Annotated in this window: 17 protein-coding genes; 14 read left to right on the top strand and 3 right to left on the bottom strand. The window is 44.7% G+C overall.

Translation table 11 applies throughout. The features are described 5' to 3' along the window. Positions 1-312: 312 nt before the first annotated feature. Together BLS44_RS02130 and BLS44_RS02125 are read left to right on the top strand one after the other, a co-directional pair. On the top strand, positions 313-1,632 hold the full coding sequence (locus BLS44_RS02130; protein ID WP_090388356.1) for a M16 family metallopeptidase: 1,320 nt from the start codon (positions 313-315) through the stop codon (positions 1,630-1,632). Positions 1,633-1,736: 104 nt separating this feature from the next. Beyond that, on the top strand, positions 1,737-3,821 hold the full coding sequence (locus BLS44_RS02125) for an insulinase family protein (RefSeq protein ID WP_090388355.1): 2,085 nt from the start codon (positions 1,737-1,739) through the stop codon (positions 3,819-3,821). Between the two features lie 88 nt (positions 3,822-3,909). On the opposite strand, the gene BLS44_RS02120 is transcribed toward BLS44_RS02125, so the two are convergent. Further along, the gene (locus BLS44_RS02120) at positions 3,910-4,890 is read right to left on the bottom strand and encodes a hypothetical protein (protein WP_090388354.1); all 981 of its coding nucleotides are present in this window, start codon (positions 4,888-4,890) and stop codon (positions 3,910-3,912) included. Between the two features lie 106 nt (positions 4,891-4,996). Between BLS44_RS02120 and BLS44_RS02115 the strand changes: the two genes are divergently transcribed. Together BLS44_RS02115 and BLS44_RS02110 are read left to right on the top strand one after the other, a co-directional pair. Next, complete coding sequence (locus tag BLS44_RS02115) at positions 4,997-5,665, top strand: metal-dependent transcriptional regulator (protein ID WP_090388353.1); 669 nt, start codon at positions 4,997-4,999, stop codon at positions 5,663-5,665. Next, complete coding sequence (locus tag BLS44_RS02110; RefSeq protein WP_090388352.1) at positions 5,658-7,571, top strand: Nramp family divalent metal transporter; 1,914 nt, start codon at positions 5,658-5,660, stop codon at positions 7,569-7,571. Before BLS44_RS02115 ends, BLS44_RS02110 begins: the two co-directional genes overlap by 8 nt. Positions 7,572-7,703: 132 nt before the next feature. Here the strand turns inward: BLS44_RS02110 and BLS44_RS02105 are convergent, their stop codons facing one another. Beyond that, positions 7,704-8,348 carry a rhomboid family intramembrane serine protease gene (locus BLS44_RS02105; protein ID WP_090388351.1) on the bottom strand — a complete coding sequence of 215 codons (645 nt, stop codon included), beginning with the start codon at positions 8,346-8,348 and terminating at the stop codon, positions 7,704-7,706. A gap of 56 nt (positions 8,349-8,404) precedes the next feature. After that, positions 8,405-8,878: a 23S rRNA (pseudouridine(1915)-N(3))-methyltransferase RlmH gene (locus tag BLS44_RS02100; RefSeq protein WP_090388350.1), complete on the bottom strand. Its 474-nt coding sequence runs from the start codon at positions 8,876-8,878 to the stop codon at positions 8,405-8,407. Positions 8,879-9,305: 427 nt separating this feature from the next. Here BLS44_RS02100 and BLS44_RS02090 point away from each other — a divergent pair, with 427 nt between their 5' ends. The 10 genes from BLS44_RS02090 to BLS44_RS02035 all read left to right on the top strand — a co-directional run bounded on the left by BLS44_RS02090 (position 9,306) and on the right by BLS44_RS02035 (position 19,055). Beyond that, positions 9,306-10,628: a sensor histidine kinase gene (locus BLS44_RS02090; protein WP_090388348.1), complete on the top strand. Its 1,323-nt coding sequence runs from the start codon at positions 9,306-9,308 to the stop codon at positions 10,626-10,628. 62 nt (positions 10,629-10,690) lie between these two features. Beyond that, positions 10,691-11,323 (top strand): response regulator, encoded by a 633-nt coding sequence (locus BLS44_RS02085; protein ID WP_090388347.1) that lies wholly within the window; start codon positions 10,691-10,693, stop codon positions 11,321-11,323. Between the two features lie 19 nt (positions 11,324-11,342). Further along, positions 11,343-13,292 (top strand): sensor histidine kinase, encoded by a 1,950-nt coding sequence (locus tag BLS44_RS02080; protein ID WP_090388346.1) that lies wholly within the window; start codon positions 11,343-11,345, stop codon positions 13,290-13,292. 379 nt (positions 13,293-13,671) lie between these two features. After that, entirely contained in the window at positions 13,672-14,445 is a 774-nt protein-coding gene (locus BLS44_RS02070) for a hypothetical protein (protein WP_090388344.1), read from the top strand. 80 nt (positions 14,446-14,525) lie between these two features. Further along, positions 14,526-15,251: a hypothetical protein gene (locus tag BLS44_RS02065; protein ID WP_090388343.1), complete on the top strand. Its 726-nt coding sequence runs from the start codon at positions 14,526-14,528 to the stop codon at positions 15,249-15,251. Between the two features lie 52 nt (positions 15,252-15,303). Then, complete coding sequence (locus tag BLS44_RS02060) at positions 15,304-15,558, top strand: peptidoglycan-binding domain-containing protein (protein WP_090388342.1); 255 nt, start codon at positions 15,304-15,306, stop codon at positions 15,556-15,558. Positions 15,559-15,752: 194 nt separating this feature from the next. Continuing rightward, positions 15,753-16,472, top strand: a complete 720-nt coding sequence (locus tag BLS44_RS26755; protein WP_218127673.1) for a hypothetical protein — start codon at positions 15,753-15,755, stop codon at positions 16,470-16,472. Between the two features lie 252 nt (positions 16,473-16,724). After that, a complete protein-coding gene (locus BLS44_RS02050) occupies positions 16,725-17,177 on the top strand; it encodes a hypothetical protein (RefSeq protein ID WP_090388341.1) in 453 nt (150 codons plus the stop codon). Positions 17,178-17,549: 372 nt separating this feature from the next. After that, the gene (locus tag BLS44_RS02040; RefSeq protein WP_090388339.1) at positions 17,550-18,227 is read left to right on the top strand and encodes a DUF6624 domain-containing protein; all 678 of its coding nucleotides are present in this window, start codon (positions 17,550-17,552) and stop codon (positions 18,225-18,227) included. Positions 18,228-18,566: 339 nt separating this feature from the next. After that, the gene (locus tag BLS44_RS02035; protein ID WP_143019633.1) at positions 18,567-19,055 is read left to right on the top strand and encodes a hypothetical protein; all 489 of its coding nucleotides are present in this window, start codon (positions 18,567-18,569) and stop codon (positions 19,053-19,055) included. The last annotated feature ends 154 nt before the right edge of the window (positions 19,056-19,209 follow it).

Here is a 19,209-nt window from a genome sequence, read left to right as displayed (position 1 = left end):
TAGTAATCTGCTGTTTTATCAACCCGGCTCCTGTAGGAGCCGCGTGTTTGTTGGGCCCGAAATTTTACGCGGCTCCTACAGGAGCCGGGGTTTCCTCCTTCATACCTTGCTATAAACACGAGGCACTTACAGTGCCTGAAAATGCTCCAGGTGTGCTCTTTTCACCCAATTTGGGTGCGTTTGCCCTGCCCACTGCAACACTCCTGTGCCCCGTTGAATAAAATATAATTATCTTCGATGCCGGAAAATTGTCTATTTGAACAGTAACTGTTTTAGTATGCTAATCCATTTCCATTTTTAAAAAATACGCAAATGAAAAAAAGGTTGATTACGGCCTGTGTGGCGGCGGGGCTATTGGTTTCCTCCGGTACAACTATGGCACAAAAAGTGGCATTCACCGAATACAAGCTGGACAACGGGCTTCATGTTATTCTGCACCAGGATAAGTCTGCCCCGGTAGTAGCCGTTTCGGTCATGTATCATGTAGGATCAAAAAACGAGGTTAAGGGCCGTACCGGGTTCGCACACTTTTTTGAGCACCTGCTCTTTGAAGGCTCACCCAATATCAAGCGGGGCGAGTTCATGAAATACGTTTCAGCCAATGGCGGTCAGAACAATGCCAACACTTCGTTTGACCGGACATTTTATTATGAAGTATTTCCATCTAATCAACTGGAGCTGGGGCTCTGGCTGGAGAGCGAACGCATGTTGCATCCCATCATTGCTGATTCAGGCGTCAACATACAGCGCGAAGTCGTAAAAGAAGAACGGCGGATGCGTTATGACAATACCCCTTACGGAGGGTTGCTTGCGGAAGTAGCGAAGCGCTTATTCCGCAATACGGTTTATGAGTGGATGCCGATCGGCTCTATGGAAGACCTCAACCAGGCTAAACTGGATGAGTTCATCGCCTTCTTTAAAAAACATTATGTGCCCAATAATGCGGCCCTGGTCATTTCGGGCGACATTGACATCCCCAAAACAAAAGCATTGGTGCAGTCTTACTTCAGCGAAGTGCCTAAAGGAGCACCGGTTGTACAGCCCGAAGATAAGCTGCAACCATTAACAACAGCAATCGTAGATACGGCCTATGATGCCAATATCCAGATTCCCGCGCTGGTAGTGGGCTTTCGCTCCGCCCCCGTGAAGTCAAAGGAAGCCAAAACATTTGGCCTGATCTCTACCATCCTGTCCGGTGGCGGCAGCTCCCGGCTCCGGAAGAAAATGGTGGATGAAAAAAAAGAAGCGCTCGCCATCCAGGCCTTCGACCTGTCGCTTGAGAACGGTGGCGGCTATATAGTTTTTGCATTGCCCAATGGCGCCACTCCGCTCAATACATTGTTACAGGATATTGACTCCGAGATCAAAGACCTGCAGACCAACCTGATCAGCGAACAGGAATACCAGAAACTGATCAACCAGGCAGAAAATGACTTCGTAGGGCAGAATACCACGAACCTGGGCATCGTAAATAACCTGGCCGATGCCTATACCTTCCAGGGTAATACCAATGCGGTAAACACAGAACTGGATGAAATAAAATCGATCACCCGCGAAGACATTCGGGCCGTTGCCCGGAAGTACCTGGGAGAAAACCAGCGACTGATCCTTTATTATCTGCCTAAAAAGTAAGAGGGGGCCCACCAACATGAGCCTTTCGCACCTTCTTACAGAATGCTCACATCGCACTATTGACGCTTCATATCTCACAACTGATCTCTCACAATCTATAGCAAATGAAAAAATATATACTGATAGCAGCCTCTGCAATTTTGATGCAACCTGTTATCGCACAGAAAATAGACCGTACCCATGCCCCCAAAGCAGGGCCGGCACCGGTTATTAAAATAAATGATCCGGCAACATTTACCCTGCCCAACGGCATTACCGTACTGGTGGTCGAAAACAAAAAAGTACCCAAAATTTCCGCTACCTATTCTATTGATGCGGGCCCTATTACCGAAGGCAGCAAAGCGGGCGTAACGGAGCTGATGGGCGCCATGCTGAACGAGGGCACACAAAAACATACCAAGGCACAGTTTGATGAAGCCGTGGACCAAATGGGCGCTGATGTTTCATTAAACTCCGGCGGGGGCCGCGTTGCGGCGCTGGACCGGTACTTCGAAAAAGCATTTGATCTGTTTGCCGAAGCCCTGCTCCAACCGGCTTTTCAGCAGGAATCCTTCGACAAATTAAAATCCCAAACGATTACAGGCCTGAAAACACAGGAAAAGGATGCGAAAGCCATTGCAGGAAGAGTAACGGACGCCCTGCTGTACGGGAAAGACCATCCCAAAGGCGAATTTGAAACAGAAACGAGCGTGAACGGGCTGACGCTCGGAGATATAAAAGAAGCCTATCAAAAGTACATTACTCCCTCCCGCGGGTACCTTGTGTTTGTAGGCGATATCACTCCTGCCAGGGCTAAAACGCTTGCCCAAAAGGCTTTTGGAAGCTGGAAAGGCAGTCTGCTTACCTGGCCCGGCCTTGCACAGGTCAAAAATCCTTCCAAAACAGAGATCAACCTGGTCGATGTCCCCAATGCCGTACAGTCGATCATTACCGTCGCAAACCTGGTCTCACTTCCCCTCAGCGATCCCGATTATTTTCCGGTTACCCTGGCCAACAATATCCTTGGCGGCGGTAGTGAAGCCCGTTTGTTTAAAAATCTCCGGGAAAAACATGGTTTCACCTATGGGGCCTATTCCCGTATCGGCAGTGGCCGCACCCAGGCTGCTTTTTCAGCCAGCGCTTCGGTACGCAATGCAGTAACCGACAGCGCCATAACCGAGTTCCTGAACGAGATCAAGCACATGCGCACCGACAAAGTATCTGATGAGGAACTAAAGAATGCCAAGGCCCTGTACAATGGCCAGTTTGCCCTGGGTACCGAAAGCCCGTCAACCGTTGCCACCTACGCCCTAAACATCCTCACCAATAAGTTACAAAAAGACTTTTACCGCACTTATCTTCAAAAAATAAATGCAGTAACCGCTGATGATATCCTGCGTGTGGCAAAAAAATATTTCAGCTACGATAACGCGCGTATCATTGTAACCGGAAAAGCAGGCGAAATAAAAGACGGCCTCCAAAAGCTGGGGTATCCCGTAAAAGAATACGACAAATTTGCGGAGCCAGTAACTGCCGCAATAGGCACACCTACTGCGGGAACTGCAGGAATAAAGGCCGAAGATATCATTGCAAAATTTATCAGCGTAACCGGAGGCCTGGAGGAATGGAAAAAGGTTACTTCCATCCAAGCAACAGGCACCATGAGCATGCAGGGGATGAATCTGAATGTATCTATGAAGGCGATGCCTCCTAACCGCTCACTTATGCAGATAAGTATGGGGGAAAATACCATAATGAAACGCGTACTCAACGGCAAAGCAGGCTACAATATGCAAATGGGCCAGAAAAAAGAGATGACGCCGGATGAAATTGCTAATACGGATGAAAACGGCATTCTTCCCCAGGCTGATTACCAAAACGGAAAATACAAACTGGAACTGCAGGGCGTAGAAAAAATAGACGGCAAAGACGCCTATAAAATAAAGGTAACAAAACCCTCGGGAAAGGCGGGTATTGAATTTTATGACGCAGCATCCTATTTACTCGTACGGCAGGACAATTCCCTTACAGCACAGGGACAGGAGATTTCGCAATCCGTTGGTTTGTCAAACTATAAAAAAATCGGCAATATCCTTTATCCCCTCAGCATGGCTACTTCTGTTCAAACCCCGATGGGTAATCAGGAATTCACCATGGAGTTTAAAGAAGTAAAACTAAATGAGGGCGTAAGCGCAGAAGATTTTAAATAAAGCAAACCTGGTATCTTAAATCTCCAATGCAGAAGTGAGGACCCCTTTTCAGGAATGAAAATGCCTGAACGGGAGCATCCTCACTTTTTCATTTTTTATTCTTTATTGGGCGTTTCATATTCCCCGAAGGGGCTCTCCGCGGATATTCGCCGTTAAAGGAACACTGCAGTGCCCCCAGCCGGGAACCGCAGCCCTCTACTTCTTCAAGAGATACGCTGTTTTTGTCAAAAATAAAGCGCAGCACACAGGGATCCCCCCCCTGCCGGTACTCGGCCACCGTTGGGGAACTAAAGATCACATCACCCTTCAGCTCACCCACGCATTCCTTATTATTTTTTTCGAGGTGAATAAAGAAGCGCATCCGGCCCTCCCGTTGTCCGTCGCGAAAGGATACCAGGTTCATTTTTCCATCACCATAATCACCCGCATATTTCTGGCGGCGGGCCAGCGTGTCGATCGGGTTGATCAATTCAGTGAACCCATCTCCCAGGCTATCCGTCATGATGAGCGAAAAATTCTTTGCCGCCTTATTCAATACAAAAACATCATGCCCGCTTATTTCAATGCCATTAGGCAATTTTTGCGAAAGATCCTTATTGATATTCAGCCGCTGATCGATCGTAACGGTGATAGACACATTGGTGTTGCGCGTTAGCTTTATTGCGGGTAACCCCGCAATAAATTGCTTTTTACTATCATGCGCAGTAATCAGCAATACCTTCCGCTCCCGGTCTACCCCTCTCGTCAGCAGGTAAAATTCCCCATGCCCCGCCGCCACGGTCCCCACAGGATAATAGTTAGGGTGAGAAGCCGCACCAAAGACCTTTAGGGTAACAGAGTCCGGTATAAACTGGTGTAATATCTCCGGTGCAATGCGCAGGGAATCATTTTCCCTTGCAGGGAACGAGGTATCACCATAGGTAAATGGAAGTGCTAATGCCGGGTAAGCCTCCATAAATTCTTCAATATTCACCGTATCATCGCCGGTCATCTTCTTTTTCTTTTTACCACCACACGCCACCAAAAAAACAACTGATACGATCAGGAACCAATACAAAGGTTTGCACATACATCAATATTATACAACAAAATAAACAAAATCCGGTGCATCTGCGCAAAAAATAATTTTAGCCGGTTATAATATATTTTTTAGATTTGTCTAAATTTTTATTTAGATGCTATTAAATCTTTCGCATACGGAAGAAAACTATATAAAAGCCATTTACCACCTGGAGCAGGACGGGAAACCGGTAAGCACCAATGACCTGTCGGAATTGCTGAAAACGGCAGCAGCTTCTGTAACGGATATGCTCAAAAAGCTTAAGCAGAAAAAAATGGTTCATTATAAAGCCTATTACGGCTGCAACCTCACGGAAGCCGGCCGGAAAGGCGCCCTGATGATCATCCGCCGGCACCGGCTCTGGGAGTATTTCCTGTCGAAGAAACTGGGATTCAGCTGGGATGAGGTCCATGATATTGCGGAAGAGCTGGAACATGTAGGCAGCACCAGTCTTATCGACAAACTGGATGCTTTTCTGGGATACCCCCGCTTTGATCCGCATGGGGACCCGATACCGGACGAAAAAGGGCATATCGTTCAGCAGCAGAATAAGCTTTTATCGGAGATCCCCCTCCACCTGCCGGTGGAAGTGGTACAGATCGGTGACCAGTCGGCCCATATCCTGGAACTGCTGAGTGACAAGAACATCCGGATCGGTACGCTGCTGGAAGTCCGCAAACGCTTCACCTACGACCAGTCGCTTGAAATAAAAACGGGCAGTAAGAGTATTACCCAGATCTCAAAAGAGTTATCGCAAAATATTTTAGTAAAGGATCATGAATAGGCATCATTCCGATATATCACTGAGCGAAGTACATCAGTCTGTAGACACCACCCAGGTCAATAAACCCAAATGGCGGCGCATCCTTTCCTTTTTTGGACCGGCCTACCTGGTCAGCGTGGGCTATATGGATCCGGGGAACTGGGCCACGGACCTGGCCGGTGGCAGCCAGTTTGGTTATAGTTTGCTATGGGTGCTGCTGATGAGCAACCTGATGGCCCTTTTGCTCCAGAGCCTTTCGGCGCGGCTGGGAATTGTGCGGCATAAAGACCTGGCCCAGGCCAACCGGGAGGCGTACCCCAGGGGGGTTAATTTTATTCTTTACCTGCTGGCAGAAATAGCCATTGCAGCCACAGATCTTGCCGAAGTACTGGGAATGGCCATTGGCCTGCAACTGCTTACCGGCATGCCATTGATCTATGGCGTGCTCATTACCGTGCTGGATACCTTTCTGCTGATGCTGCTGCAACGGTTTGGGATGCGCAAACTGGAAGCATTTGTTATCGGGCTGATCTTTATCATCGGCATGTCGTTCCTCGTACAGATCCTGATTGCCGCTCCCGATCCCCGGGAAATGGCCACTGGTTTTGTGCCCCGGCTGCAGAATGACGCAGCTTTGTACATCGCCATTGGCATCATCGGCGCCACTGTAATGCCGCATAATCTTTACCTCCACTCGGCCCTGGTGCAGACCCGGAAATTTAAGAACACCGAAGAAGGGATCCGGAAAGCGCTAAAATACAATTTCTGGGACAGTGCCATAGCGCTGAATATGGCCTTCCTCGTTAATGCCGCCATCCTGGTGCTGGCCGCCACTATTTTCTTTAAAACCGGGAGAACGGATGTTGCCGAGATCCGGCAGGCCTACGAACTGTTGCCCAGCCATCTCGGCAGTGACTTTGCATCCAAGCTGTTTGCCATTGCATTGATAGCAGCCGGCCAAAGCAGCACCGTAACCGGCACCCTTGCCGGCCAGATCATCATGGAAGGATACTTAAAACTCCGGATCAACCCGCTTATGCGGCGGTTGCTGACAAGACTGATCGCCATTGTTCCGGCGGTACTGGTTATCGGTTTGTACGGCGAAAACGAAGTAGATCAACTATTGATCTTCAGCCAGGTTGTATTGAGCATGCAACTGGGATTTGCCATTATACCCCTTATTCATTTTGTAAGTGACCGGAGCAGCATGGGCATTTTTGCGATCAAACCACTCACCAAATTATTTGCCTGGATCATTACTGCAGTACTCATTTATTTAAATGGCCGCATGGTGGCTGATGCGGTTACCGGTTATTTTGCCACCACCGCATCCTGGAGCTGGAAGGTACTGATCATCCTCGCAGGCGTAGGAGTCCTTGTGCTTTTAGGTTATACGATCCTCTATCCATTCAGCAAAAAACGTTTAAAGACCAGCTTTTCTCCCGTTCATCCGGAACCGGCACCGCTGGATCTTCCGGAAGGCATTAATAACTACCCAACCATTGCGATCGCCGTAGACTTTGGCAAAAGCGACAGTGCCCTCATTACCCAGGCATTGCAACAGGGAAATAACCAGACAAAATTTGTATTGATACACGTAGTGGAAAGCGTGGCCGCACGTTTTATCAACAGGGAGATCAAGGATGAGGAATCCAAAACGGATAAGGCCTACCTGGATGGGTATGCCAAACAGATCCGGCAAAAAGGGCACAAAGTGGTATGGGAACTGGGCTATGGCATTCCCTCCCGGGAGATCCCCAAAATCGTGATCAGCCACCAGGCCGGTCTGCTGGTGATGGGCGCCCATGGTCATAAGGGACTGAAGGACTTTATATACGGGAGTACCATCAACAATGTACGTCACCGTCTAAAGATCCCGATACTCATTGTCAGCAGTGAAATTTCCGGTGCCGGCAAGAGGCAATAATGAATGGTCAATAGACAATGGTACATAAACGACAACCGGAATCTCCCTGAAATGTTGAACGTAAACATGGAACCTGTAATAATCCTCTGCAGGGATTCGATACAGGGAACCGGGTACCGGGTCTAAAAAAAATCACCCCCTGATATGGCGGATAAAATTTTCAAAAACGTTGAACTCCCCTTTCAGGCTTACAAATACGATAATAAAAACGATCCCAAAAACAGCCCCCCATAAATGAGCGCCGTGATTAATGCGTCCGCCGCCCTGGCGGTCCAAATACGCCGATATCAAAAGATAGAGCCCCCCAAAGATCCAGCCCGGAATATCAATCGGAAGGAATATAAAACGGATGGGAAGCGCCGGATACAACAGGATCCCCGCAAAAATAACCGAGGATATGGCGCCGGAAGCGCCAAGGCTCCTGAAGGCATAATCATCCCTGTGTTTAAAATAGTCCGGCACACTCGCAATGATCAGTCCCCCGATATATAAACCCGCAAAATAAAGCCGGGCATCGGCCCCGAAAACAGCCGGGTTGCCAAACAAGGCCGGAGATTCCAGGAACGCTCCAAAGGTATACAGGGCGATCATATTAAACGCCAGGTGCATGAGGTCCGCATGGATCAGCCCATGTGTCAGAAACCGGTAGTATTGACGGTTCCGGGAAATGGCAGGCCCAAAAAAGATGAGATTGTCAATCACTTTCGGATTGCTGAATCCCCACAGCGAAACAGCCACAGTAATAATGGTGATAATAAGTGTAACGGATATTTCCATCGGCTAAAAATAGCGACAATTTTCTCATTTCTCAAATATCACCGCCGGTTTCTGATTTATGAATGATGATATTTTTCATTTTTCATAATGGTACAGGCCCGGTATACCTGCTCCGCAAGGATCAGGCGCACCAGCTGATGCGGGAAAACCAGTTGTGACAGGCTCCATAAAGTATTGGCCCGCCGCAACACCGTTTCATCCAATCCATAAGCGCCCCCGATCAGAAAAATAATCCGCCGTGTGCCGGCATTGGCGCGGCTTTGCAGGAAGGTGGCCAATCCCTCCGAGGTCAGCTGGCGCCCGCGCTCTTCCAGGGCTACGAGATAATCCTCCTTCGCAATTTTGGGCAGGATGCTCTCCGCCTCCTTCTTCTTCAGCTCCCTCGGTGCAAGATGTGCTGCATCCCTGGGTGCCGGGATCAGCTCCCACTCCAGCCGGAAATAATTCCCGATACGGCCGGAAAATGCTTCCACTCCTTCCTTTACATACCCTTCATGATGCTTTCCCAGCGCCCAAAAAGCAATTTTCATGCACTATTTTTTAAAAAAAAGATTATAAGATCAAAAAACTGTAACAAGATTGTCAAGGATCATACCAAAAAAGAAACATATATATATGCCTGCATCTTTGCGCGTCCCATACAACGGGGCAAAAGTATCAAAACATTTTTTTCAAAATCCAAAGAATGCATTCCGAATTGTTGCAGGCAAAATATGCCTTTTGCGATGCGCGATGAAAGGAGCGCCAGACACCTCCTATACTATCCGTATATTTTTTTGCTGCAATTGGGCGTGCGCCTATCGAAAATCAGTCTTCCATCCTGGAAATCCGGGTACAATTGGGGCGTTCATTTGCACACCTGAAACGGACTCAACCCTGTTATAATACGGCTATAAGACCATTTGAAAAAAGAGATAAAAAACTTAACTTAGTAATTGAATCGCCGGCTTTAAATAAATGACGGTAAACAAAGCTATGCTGCAATCAAGCGACTATATACCACTGCTGACAACAGGCTTCAATGTATGCTTTGCTGTTTATTGCCTGTTTAGTTTTTCACAGAAAAAAAGAGGGCGATACTATTTATACCTAGCGCTGGTGTCGCTTTGTTTTAGCGCCCACCTGGTATTGATACAGCCTTATATTAAACAGCAGCTGAACCCCGCGTTCTTTTCGCTTACCAACAGCCTGGTGCAAAAAGGGGTTGTGTTGTTTTTTTATTTATTCGAGTTAAGCTTTTTAAACCCTCCCCCCCGCAGCTATTTGCGATATGCATTGTACACCGGGATTGTATACATGTGCGGCGGGGTATTGGCGCGGCTGGTTGCCAGCGGCCCCCTATCATTCCTTCATGAATGGTACAGGGGCGGGTTCATGTACCTGGATATTGCCATTTTGCTTTTGCTGATATTTTACCTTTGGCGAAAAACAAATTATTATGAAAGGCTGGTCCTCTACGGGCTGCTATTCATAAGTCTATTGGCATTGGCCACTTATTGCGGCGAAAATTTTTACCCTTTAGCCGATATCGGACTTACAGAAACAATGATCCGGCAAATTGAAATATCCGGGGGCTTCTGCTTCTTTTTCCTTGCCATCCTGAACCGGGAACAGGAAGTTGAAAAGGAGAAACTGAAGCTCCAGACCAAGCTGTTGCAAAAAGAAGTTCAATTGCAAAAGGACATTATCGCGGAGCGTGAACGCATTTCCCGCGATATGCACGATGGTATAGGTGCGGGGATATCCGCATTAAAATTGCAGGCAGAACTGTTAAAAAGCAAAATAGGGAAAAATGGTCCGATCCACAATGACATCGATGAGCTGCTACACACATCTGAGGACATGAGCATTTCCATGCGGCAAATGATGTCGGAATTAACAAGCGGGAGGGAAAGCATCGATAGTTTTGCAAACCAGGCCCTGATCCAGGCAAAAACATTCCTGCACAAGACCCCCATACAGCTGCAGTACCAGCTGGATCTTGAAAACAAGGATACAGTGATCAGCAGGCATGCCCTCCGGGAATTGGTTTTTTGTATAAAAGAAGCGATAAATAATATTTATAAACATAGCCATGCATCTCATGTTTTTATTGCTGTGATTCAAAAGGAGAAGCTGCTTTGGATCGAAATAAAAGATGATGGCATTGGCCTGGATGCAATGAGGCAAACCGGAAGCGGGCTGCATAATATGCGGCAGCGGATGATCAATCTGGGAGGGTCGTTTGAATTGCTCCCCGCCTCAGCAGGAACACATTTGCGTTATACGCTTCCGGTTTAAGGATTCAAAATCACCCTTTTGGGTAATTCCCCGCACCACTACAAAAAAATAACTTTGGCAAAATGTTAATTTCAGTAATCATTATCGAAGACGATGTGCACTACAACAATGCACTAAAGAAGATTATAGATCATGATCCGGAGTTATTTTGTATTGCACAATGTTTTAACGGAGCAGAAGCCATTGAACAACTTACGGTGCTGAACGCAGACGTGGCTATTGTGGATATCAGGCTGGCGGACATTACCGGAACGCAGGTACTGCAAAGCCTTTCAGGAAAGAAACTGCATACCCAGTTTATCATGTGCACCAGTTTCGAAAACGACGAGCATATTTACGAAGCATTAAAAGCCGGAGCCACGGGTTACCTGCTTAAAGGAGAGAGTATGGAAAAAATCATAGCCGCTGTTAAAGAAGTACACCTGGGTGGAGTCCCTATGACGGCCACCGTTTCAAGAAAAATACTGCAATATTTCAGCGCAAACAGGGACACCAGGAATACTGTTGCAGAGCTGCTTACTGAAACGGAAACGGAAGTGCTGCACCTGCTTGCCAAAGGTCTTTTGTACAAGGAAATTGCCAGCGAAAAATTTGTAAGCATCGATACCATAAAAAAACATATAAGCAATATATACCGTAAGCTCCAGGTGAATAATAAGGTGGAAGCCATTAATAAACTATTGTCGTCTAATTAACATCATATTTCCGGACGCTATGAGGAACTGTGACCTTCATCATTTTTTGCCGCTCAGGGGTATCGTAAGGTTCATTGCGCTCCTCTGTTTCCTCTTTCACGCTCCTTCCCTTAGAGCCGCTCATCAATCGCCCTGGGATACCACATTTATCCCTATACAAAAATTCAGCCCCTCAAAAGCTCATTATAAAATCAGTAAGCACAAAAATCTTTTACCCGAAGACCTGGAACATGCCGGCACACTGACATATAGTCAAATCGCTTCCCTGAAAAACATCGCAAAAGGCACCCGCTCTGTTTTTATATTCTTTTCCCTGCACAACACCAGTGCTGCGGACAGCGTATTCTACGTTAGTCTGCAGGATGAGTTTGTACCCGAAGTATACCTTTACGAAATGACCAGTGCCCCCAGGTATGCCGGTGGAACGGGGTTCGCGCATATGCAAAGTAAGCTGTCCGTCCCCAATACAGACCGGCATATCGTTTTCAGGCTCCCTCCCCACAAAGAACGTCGCTATATATTGCAGGTCAGGGATTTTGAGGGAGGCATATTTGTTCCCGGCTTTTCAATTTTAAATGAACAGGCCTTTTTAAAAGCAAAACCCTCATTTGAGAACAGGTATGAGGACCCCTATAATGCCCTCACCCTACTGATCGTTGGCGTGCATTTTTGTCTTGCCGTTATCGGCGTTTTCTGGTCTAAAAACAATCGGTTTAAACGGCCGCTTGTCATTTTCACAATAATAAACTTTATGTATATATTTTATTACTTAAATATATACGGGTTTATCAATTTTGAAAACAATATGCTGCCGGGAGTGAAGAACATCGTTTACCGGCAGTTCTGGGGGTGCCTGGAACCGGTCCTTTATTATTGGTTTTTTTACAGCTACCTTACCTTTAATAAAAGCTATCGCCTGGCTGGCGTTCTTTTAAAATACGCAGGCCTGTACTGGCTTATTTATTTTATACTGCGTATTGGCGATTATAATGCTCCTTTTCTCATTTCCGCCACACATGTAATAAGAGAGTTTGCCACTGTTTTCGATTTTGCTATTACGTTTTTGGTTTTTCTCTACCTGTTGAAATTCAAATCTCCCTTTTACAAATATGCCCGGCTCGGGGTAAGTATATTACTTGTTAGCGCTGTTCAGATGTCAGCACCATTCATTGCAGGCATTCTGGGTATTGGTCATTTACCCATAAAAATCGGAAACTTCTCGTATGCCATTATGCAGGTGGCCATTATTGCAGATTTCCTGCTGTTTTTGTATGGAGTATCTGTTGATACCCTGAAGGCGGAGAATGAAAAGAAAAAGCTGGAGAATAAATTGCTGGAGACAGAGATACAACGGCAGCGGGACATCATTACAGAGCGGGAACGCATTTCACATGACATGCACGATGATCTCGGAGCGGGTATTTCTGCTATAAAGTTACAGGCAGAGCTTTTAAAGCAGAAGCTCCGGGAACAGCCGGCAATGCAGGAAGATGTAGAGGACCTGCTGCAAACATCTTTTGAGATGAACCGCTCCATGCGTGAAATGTTATGGAGCTTAGATAGTCACAATGATCGTCCGGAACAGTTTGTTCAGTATGCTGCATCATATGCAGAACTTTTCCTGAAGAAAGCCCATATCAACTGTGTTATCGATACAGAGGGGCAGCAATCGGAACTGTTAATGTCCGTAACCACCCGCCGAAATTTATTCTTATGCCTGAAGGAGGCGCTCAATAATATTCACAAGCACAGCAGGGCCGTTACCGTACACATTTTATTTGAATGGGAAGACAGCCGTTTTCTTATGCAGATAGCGGATAATGGCGTTGGATTTTCATCACCGGCAGCCCGTGGAAACGGGTTGCAAAACATGCAGCAGCGCATGAAAAACTCCGGGGGCGGCTTCGAGGTCACAAATATCCAGCCCGGCATTCGTTTACGCTTTTCCGTTCCGCTGCAAGCCTCCTAAAAATCACCCTTTTGTGTAATAGGCGAACGTTTCACAAGCACATAATTTTGATATAGAAAGCTAACTGCTTTTATTTCCTCAAAGGGGACATCTCTGCAAACACCGTTAAAAAACGGGGTATATCCTGGTTTTTCAACGGTTGACAACCGGGATAAAAAGGCAGTTCTTTACAGCATCGTTTTATAAGAAAAAACAGTAACCAGGGTATAAGAATCGGCAGGGTCATCTTCAACCAAAGTCCAAACGCCGCCGGATCCAACCCAAAAAAGCCGGGCGGAAACCCGTACGAACAGGCATGCAAAAAGTGTTTATGAGCAGGTCCTTTTGGAAGAGAGAGGGAAAATAATTCCGTATACAATCAAACAAATAAAACTAAAATATGAGAACGTTATTCCTTTTCATATGCTGCATCATCCATATTACAGCAACTATTGGCCAGGGCAGCACCTCCCCCTTTAGAAAAGGCTATATCCGCCTGGGGATACAGCTGCCCGGGAAGTCATTAGATCATATGCTTAGCCCGAAAGAAAATATGGTCCGGGGTAATTTTGGCAACGATATCGGATTTAATATTGAAAAGGGGCATATTTTTTATTTTATTCCCGCCGGCAGGGCAAAAACGATTAACGCAGGACTCGACTGGACAGTAATTTCGGTCAGCGGTACCCCTACAGCCAAAAGCTGGAAAAACTATACCCGGGCCAATACGTCATATGTGAACGAAGATTTTACCAGCAAACTTTTTTTATCTCTTGCCACCAAAGCCGGCCCGGTAGTGTCCATCAACCCTGTGCAGGATCTGGTAATAGATGTACGGGTGCAGGCCAGCCTGGGCGTATATGGTCTGGGCCCTGTGTACGAGCACTATGCTGATGACCGTTACGATCCTGAAACGCTCAATGCTTTTTATCCCTACCCTTATGATGAAGAAGCCACCGGGATAAAACCCTTTACACAGGCCTTTCACGCAGCCATCAGGCCCAATATAGGGGCATCCGTAAAATGGCGCAGCATTGGGCTGGCGGCCGATTACAGTCCCGGAAATATCAACATGAAATACAGGGAAGTAACAAACGGTGCCGGAAGCACCGGAGAGCAAAAAATAACAATGAACACCTTCCAGGTAAAGCTGAGTTTGCAGGGGAAGAAATAACCGTGCAGACCTATTGCCGATCCGCCACAACGCCCAGAAACTTACCGGTATTTAACAACAAACTTTAAAATAAACGCAATATGAAAACGATCCCACATTTTTTATTACTGTTAGGCTTTGTATGCCTTGCAGGCTGCTCCAAGGACGATCCAAAAAAAGAAGACAACAGCCCGGCAAAGTATGACAAAAGCAGCCTGGGTAGCTATAGCGGTGTGCTGATAGGCTCTACCGGCTATATTACTATTGAGCTGAAACCTGCCGGCGCCAGCGCCACTATTGTTTTTGATGATGTCACTTACCTGTTAACCGCTACGGCCCCTATTCAACCCGGCACAAAAGTCACCGGCTATACCCTGCAAAAAGACGGGGTGAAAATAGTAATGGACGTAAATGCAGACGGTTCCGTACCGCAGGTAGCGGTAACCATTCCGGGGCATGAGGTAACGGCTGTTGTATTTAAAGTAACCAGCACCAACCTGGTGGAAAAGTATACGGGCAGTTTTAGCAATACCAATAGTGGCACGCCTCAGTATAACAATAGCGGCACGCTGAATTTTGTCATCAGCGGCAATAGCGTAACCCTACTATCCAAATGCATTACCGGTGATTGCGACGACCATACAGTGGCTACAATGACGGGTAAAATAATTCGCAATGGTGATGCCTTTACTATAAATTTCGACAACTGTAATAATGCAGAAACGATCTGCTCTTTGCCCTTTACCAAAACGGCCGCCGGTTATAGAGCCGTGGTAGTCATTGCAGCCGGCGTGCAGTTAGCGGTGGAGGTGAAGAAGGTGCTGTAAAACATAGCGTCGAAAAAACCGGATAAAGGAGTGGCAATGAAAAATAAAGATCATGCCATTCGTATTAATAAAAATAGAAAGCCAAGGTAAAGCTGTTGAAAACTGGCAGGCATTTTTAAGGGGGCAAAATCGCTATTTTAAAAAAACAGACGGCTATTTTGGCGAGTTTACATTGGAAGCCGCAAAAGAATTTCAATTTAAAAATGGCCTACAACCCGATGGGATTGCAGGTATTAAAACTCATATCCAAATCAAAAAGTGTTATCTACAAATAGTGAAGGTTCTGTGGCTAATCAAATGGTTGTAAAAGATGTTATTGTGTACGTCATAAAGCCTCTAAATATTCCGGTATATGAAATCTGGTTTAACAAAGGAATTACATAAGAACGGATTGTCCTAACAACAATCTAAAAACATATAATGCTAAAGTGTTGGTTTGCAGAGATTTTTTTTTGATGGGCAGCGCATAATAGCATAAATTAGCGTGTTACCTGTCACTTTATGACGACCGACCACTACGACATAAAAACTAACATAAAAATCGGACAACAGATTCTTGAAAACATACCTAACGACATTAGACCAGGTTGGGCAGGACTTATTTTATCTCGTTTTGACAACTATATAGAAAACAAGCCTACTTCAATAACTCAACTCTATCCAATAATTGACAACAAAGAGCGTTGGAAAGAAGCTCACGAGCAGTTTAACAAAATCAGACGCTTTCTGCTTGACAACAAAAATTATCAGCCAGAAGCATATTTGCTATTAGCAGAACTTATTGCCAAAATAACTTATAATGCTTCGGAACAACCAGCACCGTTTGACAATGATAGTGGACATTTCATTGCAAGTTTAGCTATTCAAGCAACAGAATATTTTGACGACAATAGACTTGAAGAAGAAGTCAAATCAGCAATTTTATTATTTAGTCGAAACAAAAATTTCAAGGACAACTTGACAGCAGCTAAAGACTTTTTGCTTTACAAAAAAATTGACGACATACTTTGGTTTGATTGGGACCCAATTGGTGTTAACGACATTGCACCAAGAGACGAATACCAAAGTTATGTGCCTGAAATTTTCGGACTTGTAAAAGCAAAAACAGACAGACAAGAAATTGCTAACAGGTTACATAAATTTGAAACTGAAAATATGGGAATGAGCGGGACAATTGAAAACTGTTTGACAATTGCAGATAAAATATTGAAAGCGCAATGACCGAAAGAAAAGCGGCAGGTAACATTGGGTTTTATGCAAGTTGGGCAGACGAATATATCATCAGCTAATTGCAAATCCCAGCTTCAATTCCAACTTAACGAGCATCTATCGGCATTAGTTCTTAACTTCAACAAAAATTATTAATCAGCAGCGGTTATGGGCAGACGGAATACTAATTCCCAACCTGCATAAAGCCCTGCCCGTTAGCGGTAATGCTTTCCCAAAGCCATCTACAAAGTAAACAACTTAATAATGACAACAACATTTTACAAGCAAGACGGTGCAATCTATACGCTGAAAATGAATAAAATTTTTTCGATTCTCTGCGTTTTACTCTTTACGATAGTCGAAATTTATTATTTATCTTTTGCACCCGAAACAAAAGATAGTACGATATATAAAATTGTACCGCTGTTTCCGTTGCTCATCAGTTTATACGAATTGGGAAAAAAAACGCGGCTCTATGTAGATAACAAAATTGTAGAGACTTCTATTTTTGGATTGAACAAAACACAAGTTCCATTTGAAGAAATCAAACGATTCATAAGAACGCAGCACAGCACAAATTTTATCAAAAGTGGTGCATCATTATCTGTGGAATATTTACAAAACGGGAAAATGCAAACGATGCAAATCGCAAAATTGAATAAATTATCGAGCATAGAAAAGTTATTAAACGAAACAAAAAAAATAATTCACCTTTAAAAAAAAGATTTTTGTACGAGATCCGATTGGGAATAAAAAGCCAAAAGAGAACAACCGAGCAAGCGAAAACCTGCACTGACATACTTTCTATATATCAAAGTGAAAATGAATTAATAGAAACAATAAAAAAGAATAAAATAGCACTACCGCTAACAAACGGTTTGGCGGCAGTCGGGGGGACAAGAATATGGCCTCAACTTTTGCACTACTATCAGCTTCAGTCCGGGCTTGATGAATAAAAATCGGCCTCGGTTTTTATCATCAGCTTTTGTATCTTCGGTTAGGCCAACGTTTGGGTTGACGGATTTCAATTACCAGTCCGACCGCCAAGCCGAAACCGTTGTAGGCAATTAATAACACGAACCCAGTAATATGAATAGTAAAAAATTATTTATTTTGATTTTCTTGACAGGATTTAATTTGACAGTGTTTTCTCAAATCACATCCTACAATTTTGATCCTAATAAAGTAAATAAAGAGTTAGCTCACAAAATGGACTCTTTGTATCAGGAAGACCAAAAATACAGGTCGGACTGGATAAGATTAAGACAGGAAGGAGCATCTAAAGAACAGTTGGACAGTATTAAGAGTATAGTCAGAATGAAAGATAGCTCAAATGTTATTTTTGCTACGCAGTTACTCGACAAATATGGTTGGCTTGGTCCTCAAAATGTGGGCCTTCAAGGTACTCAAGCTCTATTTTTAATTATACAACATGCAAACTTAGAAACACAGAAAAAATATTATCCAATAATACTGCAAGCGGAAAAAGAAGGGAATATCTTATCCAGTAATGTTGCCATAATGGAAGATAGAATAGCTGTTCGAGAAGGAAGAGAGCAGACTTATGGAAGCCAAGGCTATTATGATTCGGAAAAGAAGAAAACCTTTATTTATCCATTATTGGACTTTGAAAACTTAGATAAATTAAGAAAATCAAGAGGGCTTGAACCAATGAAAGAATATATAAAGGACTGGGACGTGAGTGATTATATATCATACTTGCCTTATGCGAAAGAGCTCTTGAAAAAATTAAAAGAGGCTAACTAAATTTAACTGCCTACAACATTCGGTTTGCCAATATGGCGGCTGGACGAATATATGCTCAACTTTTTGTTCGCTGTTCGGCTTTAGCCCCAGCTGACGAATAACGCCGGGCAATAGGATAAACAATGAACATTTAGTTATAAATTTGGCTTCGGTACCGGGCAGACGAATCACGGAATATCGCCACATCGCCAAGCCGTACCGTTAGTGGCACTTAAAACAGACATTCCCTTTATGTTATGACTCTTCAAAAAGAAACTACCTCATTGCGACACATTATTTGAGAAATATTTCAGCCCGTGGTATGACCAAGAAGACAGACCAACAATGACACGACCCGATATGTATGTCATCAGTGGCTTTGATGGCCGACCCCTTAACTTAGACAAAATTCAATATTTGCCAGACGATTTGTTAGAGTATAACAAAAAACAATTGCAAACTATGGCAGACGCTGCATTACAAGACTACCAACACATAATCAAATCTGACAAATTAGACCTAAATGTTCTTGCCGCAGTTGACAAATACTATGACCGAAAGCGAATTGCAGAAATTATAAGCAAGAGCGACCCGACAGATTTTTCCAATGATTATGTAATTGAAGTTTGTGAATTTGGCGCAACATTGGGGCACTTGTTTAATCAGGTTGACGGCTATGGTTGGCTTTATTCTCATCCCTATTTTCACTCAATTATTGTTCATAAAGACACAGGATTTGGAATAACCGTTTTTGATTGGGCAATAAAGAAATTTAGTGAGTATGGTGTTGACGATGGTTTTGCTGCGAAATTCAAAATGGCTCTTGAAAGTGTAAAGCAAGCGAGGTAACAAAAGCGAACGCACGACATTGGGTTTTATGCAGGTTGGGCAGACGAATATATCATCAGCTAATTGCAAATCCCAGTTTCAGTTCCAACTTGACGAGCATCTATCGGCATTAGTTCTTAACTTCAACAAAAATTATTAATCAGCAGCGGTTATG

This window comes from Niabella drilacis, assembly GCF_900101395.1.
GTDB classification, from domain to species: domain Bacteria; phylum Bacteroidota; class Bacteroidia; order Chitinophagales; family Chitinophagaceae; genus Niabella; species Niabella drilacis.
This window is presented reverse-complemented; position numbering and strand designations above follow the sequence as displayed.